The 12,019-nt window shown below is 63.9% G+C and carries 10 protein-coding genes; 7 read left to right on the top strand and 3 right to left on the bottom strand.

Features of this window, described 5'->3' with window-relative positions:
- Positions 1–80: 80 nt before the first annotated feature.
- Positions 81–1,400, top strand: coding sequence for an IS1182 family transposase (locus B0G76_RS11730; protein ID WP_120291248.1), 1,320 nt, complete (start codon positions 81–83; stop codon positions 1,398–1,400).
- A gap of 145 nt (positions 1,401–1,545) precedes the next feature.
- On the opposite strand, the gene B0G76_RS11725 is transcribed toward B0G76_RS11730, so the two are convergent.
- From B0G76_RS11725 to B0G76_RS11715, 3 genes are all read right to left on the bottom strand, one after another.
- Entirely contained in the window at positions 1,546–3,279 is a 1,734-nt protein-coding gene (locus tag B0G76_RS11725; protein ID WP_120292268.1) for a ClcB-like voltage-gated chloride channel protein, read from the bottom strand.
- Positions 3,280–3,391: 112 nt separating this feature from the next.
- On the bottom strand, positions 3,392–4,129 hold the full coding sequence (locus B0G76_RS11720; protein WP_120292266.1) for a glutathione S-transferase: 738 nt from the start codon (positions 4,127–4,129) through the stop codon (positions 3,392–3,394).
- A 145-nt stretch (positions 4,130–4,274) separates the two neighbouring features.
- Positions 4,275–5,366: a YeiH family protein gene (locus B0G76_RS11715; RefSeq protein WP_120292264.1), complete on the bottom strand. Its 1,092-nt coding sequence runs from the start codon at positions 5,364–5,366 to the stop codon at positions 4,275–4,277.
- 120 nt (positions 5,367–5,486) lie between these two features.
- Here B0G76_RS11715 and B0G76_RS11710 point away from each other — a divergent pair, with 120 nt between their 5' ends.
- From B0G76_RS11710 to B0G76_RS11685, 6 genes are all read left to right on the top strand, one after another.
- Complete coding sequence (locus B0G76_RS11710; RefSeq protein ID WP_120292262.1) at positions 5,487–6,413, top strand: LysR family transcriptional regulator; 927 nt, start codon at positions 5,487–5,489, stop codon at positions 6,411–6,413.
- 159 nt (positions 6,414–6,572) lie between these two features.
- Entirely contained in the window at positions 6,573–7,346 is a 774-nt protein-coding gene (locus B0G76_RS11705) for a sugar phosphate isomerase/epimerase (RefSeq protein WP_120292260.1), read from the top strand.
- A 41-nt stretch (positions 7,347–7,387) separates the two neighbouring features.
- Positions 7,388–8,371 carry a sugar kinase gene (locus tag B0G76_RS11700; RefSeq protein ID WP_120296324.1) on the top strand — a complete coding sequence of 328 codons (984 nt, stop codon included), beginning with the start codon at positions 7,388–7,390 and terminating at the stop codon, positions 8,369–8,371.
- 138 nt (positions 8,372–8,509) lie between these two features.
- A complete protein-coding gene (locus tag B0G76_RS11695) occupies positions 8,510–9,805 on the top strand; it encodes an MFS transporter (RefSeq protein WP_120292258.1) in 1,296 nt (431 codons plus the stop codon).
- A 4-nt stretch (positions 9,806–9,809) separates the two neighbouring features.
- On the top strand, positions 9,810–10,775 hold the full coding sequence (locus tag B0G76_RS11690) for a D-glycerate dehydrogenase (RefSeq protein WP_120292256.1): 966 nt from the start codon (positions 9,810–9,812) through the stop codon (positions 10,773–10,775).
- Positions 10,772–11,950 (top strand): LacI family DNA-binding transcriptional regulator, encoded by a 1,179-nt coding sequence (locus B0G76_RS11685; protein ID WP_120292254.1) that lies wholly within the window; start codon positions 10,772–10,774, stop codon positions 11,948–11,950. Before B0G76_RS11690 ends, B0G76_RS11685 begins: the two co-directional genes overlap by 4 nt.
- The last annotated feature ends 69 nt before the right edge of the window (positions 11,951–12,019 follow it).

Genomic DNA, 12,019 nt, shown 5'->3' with positions numbered 1-12,019 from the left:
GATCTGGCGCGCGGGACCTAGGAGTGTGCGCGGCAGAGATCTGATGTCATCCGATCAGGCGGGGTAAACGTTGTTAGAAGATGCCGACCAGCTATCTCCCCTACGAGCCGCAGCAGCAGATGTTGCTGCCCCATGCACTGCAAGACTGGCTGCCCGAAGGGCACCTTGCCTACTACATCAGCGATACGGTGGATTCGCTCGATCTGTCCGCCTTTCATGCGCGGTATGCCGGCGGCGGCCCGCGCAACCAGCCCTTTCATCCGGCGATGATGGTGAAGGTGCTCGTGTACGGCTATGCGACCGGCGTGTTCTCGTCGCGCAAGCTGGCCAGGAAGCTGCATGAAGATGTCGCGTTCCGGGTCCTCGCGGCGGGCAACTATCCGGCGCATCGGACGCTTTGCGACTTTCGCGCCTTTCACCTGAAGGAGCTGTCGGACCTGTTTGTGCAGGTGGTGAAACTGGCCAGGGAATGTGGACTGGTCAGGCTCGGGACGATTGCCGTTGACGGCACGAAGATCAAGGCCAATGCGTCGCGCCACAAGGCGATGAGCTACGACCGGATGAAGAAGGCCGAGCTGGAGCTCAAGGAACAGATCGATGCGCTGCTGGCAAAAGCGAAAGTGGCCGACGAGGTGGAGAAGAACGAGCCGGAACTCGATATTCCAGCCGAGATCACGCGGCGCGAGGACCGGCTTGCAGTGATTCGCGCCGCACGCGCGCGCCTGGAAGAACGTCAGCGCCAGGCCGATATCGCACGTGGTCGTAGCGACGACGCACCGTCAGATGACTCGAGCAAGCCGAAAAAGAAGTCCCGTTTCAAATACAAATTCGGCGAACCGAAGCCCGACGCACAGGAGAATTTCACCGACCCGGAAAGCCGGATCATGAAGCATGCCGGCGGCGGATTCGACTATTCCTACAACGCCCAGGCTGCAGTCGACGATACGGCTCACATCATCGTCGCGGCCGAACTGGGTAACAGTGCCGCCGACAGCGTGCAATTGCCAACCGTTCTGGCTGCGGTGCTACGCGATGCCGGCGCCGATCCCCGGCAAGTCCTTGCCGATGCGGGCTACCGGTCGGAAGCAACATTCGAGCAGTTGCGTGAGCACCCCGCCGACCTGATCGTAGCGCTCGGACGCGAGGGCAAGAAAGACGTGAAGATCGATGCCACCAAGCGGCCGCTATGCGCCGCGATGGCAGAAAAGTTTACTTCTGCGCAAACTCAGGCGGCCTATCGAAAGCGCAAATGGCTGTCCGAACCGCCGAACGGCTGGGTAAAAAGCGTTCTCGGGTTTCGACAATTCAGCATGCGCGGGCTGGCCAAGGCCCAGGCCGAGTGGAAACTCGTCTGCGCGGCGCTGAACCTGCGCAGAATGTCGAAAATGACGCCTGCGTAAGCCCAGAAGAGGGCAACCTCGCCTGGATTTCGCCGCCGGGTAAGCCATTTTTGCGCGCACTGGCGAGCAAAACCGCAATCGGCGTTGACGCCGCCCGATGCGGCGTCAACGCCGGCGGATCAAATTCTGTCTGCCGCGCGGACTCCTAGCGCGTCGGATTCATGCGGAAATACGCATCGAGCAAGGATGTCTTGTAGACCACTCCAGCAAGCTTCGGATCCGATGCGCTTTCGACCACCGGCAGCCGCTCGCCCTGAAACGCCATGAAGTGCTGCAACGCAACGCCGAGCGGCATATCCGGCGTGAGTACGTCGAAATGCGCCTGCAGATAATCCGCAGCGGTTTTCGCGGAGGTGTCGCGCTTGTCGAGCAGATCGGAGGTGATGTCCTTGAGCGCGACCACGCCGAGAAACGCGCCGGACTCGTTGGCGACGTACAGATACTTCACCGGATATTCGAGGAACACGCGCGTCATGTCCTGCACGGTCGCGTTCGGCGCCACGACGGTTTCGGCGGGACGGATGAGCTCACGCATCTGCGTCGCGCGCAGACGGCTGCGCTCCAGTTCCTCCTCATTGCGGCGCAGCGTGATGTCGTACATCGACGTCTTGCCGATCGCGCGCGAGACGAAATACGCGACTACGCACGACAGCATCAGCGGCAGCACCACCTGATAGCTGAGCGTCATTTCGAAGATCATCAGGATCGCCATCAGCGGCGCCTGCGTGGCGCCGGCCAGAAACGCGCCCATGCCGACCATCGCATAGGCGAACGGCGCCGAGGTGCCGTGCGGCCACAACGCGTGCATGCCCAGACCGAACAGCGAGCCGACCACCGCGCCGACGAAGAGCGTCGGCGTGAAGACCCCGCCGATCGCGCCTGACCCCACGGTCGCCGACGTTGCGACGATCTTGAACACCAGCACGAGGACGAGCGCGGTCCACGTCCACGGCGAATGCAGAATGGAATTGACCACGCTGTAGCCGTTGCCCCACACCTCGGGCGTCCACACCGACAGAATGCCGACGACGAGACCACCCAGCGCCAGCCGGATCGGCAGCGGCACGGGCAGCTTGCGAAAGTTGGTTTTCGAGAAGTCCATCAGCCGCAGAAACTGCGGCGCGGCCGCCCCGCACAGCAGCCCAAGCGCGACGAACAACAGGACTTCCGCGCCCGCCACTGGCGGAAACACCGGCATTTCGTACGGCGGCTTGTAGCTCGTGAACTCGCGCATGGTGATGTTGGCGACCACCGCCGAGACCACCACGGGCCCGAAGCTTTCCATCACGATCGAGCCGAGCACGATTTCGGTGACGAAAAACGCGCCGGCAATCGGCGCGCTGTACGCGGAGGTAATCCCGGCTGCCGCGCCGCACGCTACGAGCAGGCGCAGACGCGGCGGATCGAAATGCACCCAGCGGCCGATCAGCGACGCGGCGAGCGCCGCCAGTTGCACCATCGGACCTTCGCGGCCGATCGAGCCGCCGCTCGAAATCGTGAACAGCGACGACACGCTGCGCCAGAAGCTCAGCTTGACCGGCACTACGCCGTCGCCGATGGCGACTGCTTCCATGTAGTCGATGTGATTGCACTTGTCGACGTGACGCTGCGCGACCAGCAGAAAGAAGCCGGCGATCAGGCCGCCCGCGGCGGGCAGCCACACGCGCACCGTCCACGGCAGGCCGCGCGCCATTTCGACGAAACTGCCGGATTTGCCGACCACCGCCACTTGCAGCAAGGCGATGCCTTCGCGAAAGGCAATCGTCGCAAAGGCGCCCGCGACGCCGACCACCACCGACCAGACCAGCATCGTGTGGGCGTCGGACAGACGGAACAGGTCTTGGGCGCGGGTGCGCAGCTTCAGCAGGAATGAAAGCACGTCGGCAGGAGAGGGGGTAAAGGGTGAATGGAATGCGCGTACGGTAACAGCATCGCGCCCGCTAAAGGAAGCGGGCGCGATGCGCAGCGTTCGCGAAGGCGGCCGGCGTGGATCAAGTCGCCGCCTTATCGAGTTCCGGGTAGTGCCGGAAGATGCAGGCTTCGTTATGCTCGATGCGTCGGTCGGACTGGAGATAAGCGGCGATGTTCGGCCGCTCGATCACCGCGTCGTGCAATGCCGCGAGGCGCGGATAGTGTTCGCCGAAACGCTTGAGCGCGCGCGGAAATGCGTACAGCAAACCGTCGATCAACTGGAACATCGACAGGTCGACGTACGTGAGCGCGTCGCCCACCATGAACGTGTCGCCGGCAGGGTTCTGTTTCAGCACGCGCTCGAAGTACGTCATGAACTTCGGAATGCGGTTGTCGATGAAGTCATGCGCGCGCACTTTGGCGGCGTCTTTCTGGTCTTCGTAATAAAGCGCGCTGGCGAGCGGATGATGCGTGTCGTGCGCTTCGGTCACCATGTCGGCGACGGTCAGTTGCAGCCCGTTGGCGACATAGCGCAGGCTTTCGTCCGATGGCGCGAGCTTGAGCCTCGGGCCGAGGTAGAACAGGATGTTGGCGGTCTGCGCGATCACCAGATCGCCGTCTTTCAGAAACGGCGGCGCGAACGGCGGATGGGGCTCGTTCCTGCTCTTCATCAGCGCCATCATCGTGTTCGTGCCGAGGCCCTCCGATGGCTCGCCGCGCGCCACTTCCACGTAGTCCGCGCCGGCTTCTTCCAATGCCAGCCGCACGAATTCGCCGCGGCCTTGCAGGCCGTCCCAATAGTAAAGTTCCAGACTCATCGATCGGTCCTCATTCCGGTTGCATGAACGGGTTTGCATGAACAGATAACGTCAGCAACCAGTATGCCGTGCGTGCGTGCCGGATGGTTCTCCTGAACGCACAAAACCCCGCACGCGGCGGGGTGGGTCAGGAGGCGAGGGCGGTTTAGCCGAGCAGGTGCTGGACGGCCCATGTGATACCCAGTCCGCCGGAAATCAACCACACATACAGAATGAAACCGGTGGTCAAGGCGCGGGGGCCGGCCTGACGGATTTGCGCGATGCGGGTTTCGATACCGAGCGCGGTCATGGCCATGGTGAGCGCGAAGGTGTCGAGCATGTTCAGCGTGCTGGTCGCGCTTTCCGGCAGGACGTGCAGCGAATTGATCACGACGAAGGCAAGGAAGCCGAGCGCGAACCAGGGAATCGCCAGCTTGCGCGGCGCGTGGTGCTTGCCGTCTTCGGCCTTGGCGGCGCTGCGTGCCGAGCGGTTCACCCACATGCCGACCACCAGCAGCACCGGCACCAGCAGCATCACGCGGGTCATCTTGACGATGGTCGCGATGTGGGTCGCTTCCGGGCTCACGTTGCTGGCCGCGCCGACCACCTGCGCCACTTCGTGAATCGTGCCGCCGAAGAACAGGCCTGCGCCCACCGTGTCGAGATGCAGCCAGCCCGCCTTGAACAGTACCGGGTAGAGGAACATCGAGAGCGTGCCGAACAGCACCACGCTGCCCACGGCCATGGCGCTCTTGTGCGGCTTCGATTGCAGCGTCGACTCGAACGCGAGCACGGCTGCCGCACCGCAGATCGCGCTGCCCGCGGCCGTGAGGAGGGCCGTGTCGCGGTCGAGCTTCATGATCTTCATACCGGCCCACGTGCCGATCACCAGCGTGCTCACGACGATCAGCACCGATTCGGCGAGACCGGGCAAGCCGACCTGAGCGATTTCCTGCAGGCTGACGCGCAAGCCGAAAAACGCCACGGCGATACGCAGGAGCTTGCGCGCCGAGAAGTTGACGCCGGCCGCCCAGCTTTCGGGCATGCCGTCGCGCAGCGCGTTGCCGTAAATGGCGCCCGCCACGATGCCGACGATCAGCGGGCTCAAACCCAGGCCGGCGATGGCCGGGATCGACGCGATGCGGGTCACGGCAGCGGCAAAGAGCGCAACGAAGAGAATGCCGTTCAGCTGGCCCCGGGTGGATGACGCCGATGATCCGGCGGAAGTGGCAGAAGCGGTGAGATGTGGTGTGGACATGGCGTAGTGCCTTCCTATGGCTGTCTTGATTCGATAGCCCTAATCCTAAATTAGATATATCGATATGAAAAATCGTGATTTAGAATGTAAAGTATCAGTTGAGCGGATACTTTGACCATCATGACCCCAGACCAACTTATAACGTTTGCCGCCGTTGCCGAACATCGCAACATCAGCCGGGCGGCTGTGGCGCTGCATTTATCGCAGCCGGCCGTGTCCGGCCAATTGCGGCAGTTACAGGACGAATTCGGCGAGCCGCTGTACCTGCGCGACGGGCGCGGCGTGCGGCTCACGCCCGCCGGCGAACAACTCGCCAGTTATGCAACCCGGCTGCGGGATACCTGGCGGCAGGCGCATGCGTATCGCGACGCGTTGCGCGGGCTCGAGCAGGGCACCTTGCGCATCGGCGCGAGCACCACGCCGGCGAGCTATCTGCTGCCGTACCTGATCGCCGACTTTCATCGCCGCCATCCCGACGTGACGCTGCATACCGCCGATGGCAACACCACGGAAATCGTCGGCGCGCTGGGCTCAGTGGATATCGCGCTGATCGAAGGGCCGGTCGGCGCGGATCTGCCGCCGGACACTGCCGTGCATACGTGGCGCGAGGACGAGATTGTCGCGATCATGCCGCGCGCGCATCCGCTGGCGCAGGCGGCCGGCGCGGATACGGAGGGCGGGTACGGGGCGGGCATCGATGGCGGGCGGGTGGACCTGACGGCATTCGCCTCGCATCCGCTGGTGTTGCGCGAAGCGGGGTCGGGCGTGCGGCAGATTGTCGAGCGGGCCTTTGCGCGGGCGGGCGTGCCGATGCGCGTGGCGCTGGAGATTGCCGGGGTCGAAGGCGTCAAGGAAGCGGTGCGGGCGGGCATGGGCATCGGTTTCGTCTCGGCGATGTCGATGCGGCACGAGGACGGTGTGCTGTGCCTGTTCTCGCTGGGCCCTGAGCCGCTGACGCGGCGGCTGTCGATTCTGGTGCCGCATGCGAGTGCGCCGTCGCGGGTGGTCGAGCAGTTCCTCGCGCTTTGCCTGGCCGATGGCACCTGATCGAGCTGGCCTGGGGATTTCCACTATGGTGCATGACGCCGGGCCCGGCGCACTATTCCGGCATCGCAAGCGCCTCGGCGCTTTTTTTCGAAACGTGTTTGGAACCGGTTCCAAATGCCGATCAAATGCTGATACGGCACAGATTTGAGTAAATTCGACATGACTGACGCAGTGGACGTGGTGATCGTTGCAAGCGCATTCGGGATGGACGCGGTTCGCAAGGGCGGTCATCTGAAGTGGGCCGGCGCGAGCAAACAGGCCGGCGCGGCGGCGTTCGAAGTGCGCCGCGAACTGTTCGCGCACGAAGCCGACGCCGCGCCGCGAGCGTTGAGCGCGCTCGGCAAGTCGATCGCCGAACTGGGCTTGTGGTCGGTGTATTCCACTCCCGCTTCGCTTTACTCGTCCGACGGACACCTCGACGCCGGCGCACTGCGTCTCGCGCTCGACGAGGCGACCGCGTTCGGCGCGCGCTTCGTGAAGCTGCAGCTCGGTGGATTCGCTAGCGAGGCTCATGGCGCGGCGATTGCCGACCTTCTGCGCGGCGCGAATGTGCGGCTCGTCGTCGAAAACGGGCAACTGGCCGAAGGCGGCTCGCTCGCGCAATTCGTCGGCCTGTTCGACGCGCTGGCGCGCGAAGACCACGCGGATCTCCTCGGCATGACCTTCGACATCGGTAACTGGGCATGGCGCGATGTTGCGCCGCTGGATGCTGCCGGGCCGCTGGCCGCACACGTCGAATACATCCATTGCAAGACGGCGGTGGGCGAGGGCGCACGACGCTTTCCCGCCGCGCCGGCCGCCGACGACACGCAGTTCGCCGCGGTGCTCGACACGCTGCCGCGCCATGTGCCGCGCGGTATCGAATTTCCGTTCGACGCGAACCGTATCGATGCGGACGCGTCGCGCTACGTCGCATGGCTGGCCGCCGCGTAAGCGGCGCGTGGGACTTTAAAATAAATATGCAGGAGCAAAGCATGAGCAACACAAACGCAGCACTCGACGTCATCACCTACGGCGAAGCGATGGCCATGTTCGTGGCCGCCGAAACCGGGGCGCTTGCCGGTGTCGGGCAGTTCACCAGGCGCATTGCGGGCGCCGATCTGAATGTGGCGATCGGTCTGTCGCGCCTGGGTTTCAAGGTGGGCTGGATGAGCCGGGTCGGCAAGGATTCGTTCGGCCAGTACGTGCGCGACACGCTGACGAAAGAAGGTATCGACCAGCGCTGCGTCGCCACCGACGAGCGCTACCCGACCGGTTTCCAGTTGAAGTCGAAGAACGACGACGGCAGCGACCCGGCCATCGAATATTTCCGCAAAGGATCGGCGGCGAGCCACCTGTCGTTGGCCGACTACGCAGCCGATTACGTGCTGCCCGCACGTCACCTCCATCTGACAGGCGTGGCGCCGGCCATCTCGGCGAGTTCGCGCGAACTCGCCTTCCATCTGGCACGTGAAATGCGCGCTGCGGGCAAGACCATTTCGTTCGATCCGAACCTGCGCCCAACGCTGTGGCCCTCGCGCGCCGCGATGGTCGAAGGGCTGAACGCGCTCGCCGCACTGGCCGACTGGGCGCTGCCCGGCATCGGCGAAGGCGAGATCCTGACCGGCTATAAGCAGCCGGATGACATTGCAAAGTTTTACCTCGATCAGGGCGCGCGCGGCGTGATCATCAAGCTCGGTGCAGAAGGCGCGTACTTCCGCACCGCCGACGATGCCGCCGTGATCGCAGGCCAGCCGGTCACGAAGGTAGTGGACACGGTCGGCGCGGGCGATGGCTTCGCCGTCGGCGTGGTCAGCGCGCTGCTCGAAGGCAAGACACTGCCGCAAGCCGTCGCGCGCGGCAACCGCATCGGCGCGCTGGCGATCCAGGTGATCGGCGATTCGGAAGGCCTGCCGAGCCGCGCCGAACTCGACGCGCTCGAATGTGCCGATGTGGCGAGCGTCGCGACCGCGGCATGAGTTGACTCGATAACAGCAAGAGCGCTCGAACAGCGCCCCATGACCGCCCTCAATGCTTCGGGAAGCCGTTAGCAACTATCTTGCATGGGACCAGAGTAAGCGCTAAAGCGCCAACTCTGGTCGACAAAGGAGACTTCCATGACTTCATCGCTCGCGATTCGCCGTTGGTGGACGATCATGCCGATCGTATTCATCACGTACAGTCTGGCTTACCTCGACCGCGCGAACTACGGTTTCGCATCGGCCGCCGGCATCAACCAGGATCTCGGCATCAGCAAAGGGCTGTCGTCGTTGATCGGCGCACTGTTCTTTCTCGGCTATTTCTTCTTCCAGATTCCCGGCGCGATTTACGCGGAACGCCGCAGCGTGAAAAAGCTCGTGTTCTGGAGCCTGTTCCTGTGGGGCGGTTGCGCGGCGCTGACCGGCATGGTCAGCAATATCCCCTCGCTGATGGTGATCCGCTTCGTGCTCGGCGTGGTGGAAGCCGCGGTGATGCCGGCAATGCTGATTTTCATCAGCAACTGGTTCACGAAGAGCGAGCGCTCGCGGGCCAACACCTTCCTGATTCTCGGCAATCCGGTCACGGTGCTGTGGATGTCGGTGGTCTCCGGCTATCTGGTGCATTCGTTCGGCTGGCGTCATATGTTCATCGCCGAAGGTGCCCCCGCGATCCTCTGGGCGGTGTGCTGGTGGTTCATCGTGCAGGACAAGCCGCAACAGGTCTCGTGGCTCACGCAGCAGCAAAAGGACGACCTCGCCGAAACCTTGCGAGCCGAACAGGCCGCGATCAAGCCGGTGCGCAATTACAGCGAAGCGTTTCGCACGCCCGCGGTCATCAAGCTGTGCGCGCAGTATTTCTGCTGGAGCATCGGCGTGTACGGTTTCGTGTTGTGGCTGCCGTCGATCCTGAAGAACGGTTCGACGCTCGGCATGGTCGAAACCGGCTGGCTCTCGGCGCTGCCATATCTGGCCGCCACGATCGCCATGCTTGCGGCTTCGTGGGCATCGGATAAACTCAACCGCCGCAAAGTGTTCGTGTGGCCGTTCCTGCTGGTCGGCGCGATCGCGTTCGCCGCCTCGTACGCGATCGGCTCCACGCACTTCTGGATCTCGTACGCATTGCTGGTAATCGCCGGCGGCGCGATGTATGCGCCGTATGGGCCGTTCTTCGCGATCGTGCCGGAGCTGCTGCCGAAGAACGTCGCGGGCGGCGCGATGGCGCTCATCAACAGCATGGGGGCGCTCGGGTCGTTCGTCGGCTCGTATGTGGTCGGCTATCTGAATGGCGCGACCGGTTCGCCCGTGGCATCGTATGCGTTCATGAGCGTGGCGTTGGTCGCCGCGGTGATCCTGACGCTGATCGTCAAACCGCAGCCGCAAGCAGAGCCGTTAAACAAGGGCGCTACGCTCGCTACACCGTTGCAAGGAAAATAAGCTGATGAAGAAGATCGTCGCCTGGAAATCGTTGCCCGAAGATGTGCTCGCGTATCTGCAACAGCATGGGCAAGTCGTGCAGGTCGACCCCGCGCAGCACGACACCTTCGTCGCCGCGTTGAAGGACGCGGACGGCGGCATCGGTTCGAGCGTGAAAATCACGCCGGCGATGCTCGAAGGCGCGAGCCGGCTGAAGGCGCTGTCGACCATCTCGGTGGGCTTCGACCAGTTCGATGTCGCCGACCTCACGCGCCGCGGCATCGTGCTCGCGCACACACCGGACGTGCTGACCGAGTCCACGGCGGATACGGTGTTCTCGCTGATCCTCGCGTCGGCGCGGCGGGTGGTTGAACTCGCGGAGTGGGTGCAGGCGGGGCAGTGGAAGCACAGCATCGGCCCCGCGCATTTCGGCGTCGACGTGCAGGGCAAAACGCTCGGCATCGTTGGGCTGGGACGGATCGGCGGCGCGGTCGCGCGGCGCGCGGCGCTCGGTTTCAACATGAAGGTGCTGTACACGAATCGCAGCGCGAACGTAGAGGCGGAACAGGCTTACGGTGCGCGCCGCGTCGAATTGGCGGAGCTGCTTACTACCGCTGACTTCGTCTGTCTGCAGGTGCCGCTTACGCCCGAGACGAAGCACATGATCGGCGCGGCCGAACTCAAGTCGATGAAGAAGAGCGCGATACTGATTAATGCTTCACGCGGCGCCACCGTCGATGAACAGGCGCTGATCGAGGCCCTGCAAAACGGCACGATTCACGGCGCGGGTCTGGACGTGTTCGAGACCGAACCGCTGCCGGCCGATTCGCCGCTGCTGAAACTGGCGAACGTGGTCGCGCTGCCGCATATCGGATCGGCGACGCACGAGACCCGCCATGCGATGGCGCGCAATGCGGCGGAAAACCTCGTCGCTGCGCTCGAGGGCACGCTCGCCATCAACATCGTCAATCGCGAAGTGTTGAAGAAATGAGTACGCCGCCGCTTGCCGCCGCGCGCCGCGCGACGATTACCGACGTCGCGCGTGAAGCCGGCACGGGCAAAACCAGCATCTCGCGCTATCTGAATGGCGAGATGAGCGTGCTGTCGCCGGAATTGCGCGCGCGCATCGAGGCGGCCATCGAGCGTCTCGACTATCAGCCGAATCAAATGGCGCGCGGCCTCAAACGTGGCCGTAATCGCCTGATCGGCATGCTGCTCGCCGACCTGACCAATCCGTACACCGTTGAAGTGCTGCAAGGCGTGGAGGCTGCTTGCCACGCGCTCGGCTTGATGCCGCTGATTTGCCACGCAGCCAACGAAGTCGAAATGGAGCGGCGTTATCTGCAACTGCTGACCACGTATCGCGTGGAAGGCGTGATCGTCAACGCGCTCGGCGTGCGTGAAGAAACTCTGCGGCCGGTGGGCGGTGGCGGAATCCCGGCGGTGCTGGTTGACCGTTCGGTGGAAGGGCTTGTGGCCGACATGGTCGGGCTGGACAACCGGGCGGCGGCTGAACTCGGCACGCGGCATCTGCTCGACAATGGGTTCGACGACATCTGGTTCGTCGTGCAGCCCCTTGAGCAAGTCAGTTCGCGGCAACTGCGCGAGGCGGCGTTTCGCGAGGTGATGAGCGGCGAGAGCGGAACTGGCGGAATGGGCAAAGGTAGCAAGAGCGGTGCGCGTGGGCACACGCTGGTGCTGAACCTTGCGGAACCGGCCGCCGTGGAGCGTGCCCTCGCCGAACTGGACCGCGCAATCGATGCGGCCGGCGCTCCTGGCGCGGCCGTGAGCAGCGCAACAGAACACAGCGCACGCAACGCCACAGATCACGCGGCAGGCAACACCCTGGCTAGTGCCACTCATAGCGCTACCGGCAAAGCCCGGCGCATCGCCTTGTTCGCGGCCAACGCACCGGTCGCGCTGTGCCTCGCCCTTCATCTGAAAGCGCGCTATGGCGCGGATTGGCAGGCGCGCGTCGCGCTGCTGTCGATCGACGATCCCGAATGGGCCGAATTGACCGGCATCACCACCATCCGCCAGCCGACCTACGAGATCGGCTACCGCGCGGTCGAGTTCCTGCATGAGCGCATCGAAGGGGTTCAAACCGTTGCGCGCGACTGCCTCCTGCCAGGCGAGTTGATCGTCCGCGCCTCAACTTTGCGCTGACTTCGCGCTGATCTGCGATCATTCGGGCTGCGGCGCGCAGCGGGTGCGCGCCGGTCATCGCAAGGAAAC

Source organism: Paraburkholderia sp. BL23I1N1, from assembly GCF_003610295.1.
Classification (GTDB): Bacteria; Pseudomonadota; Gammaproteobacteria; order Burkholderiales; family Burkholderiaceae; genus Paraburkholderia.
This window is presented reverse-complemented; position numbering and strand designations above follow the sequence as displayed.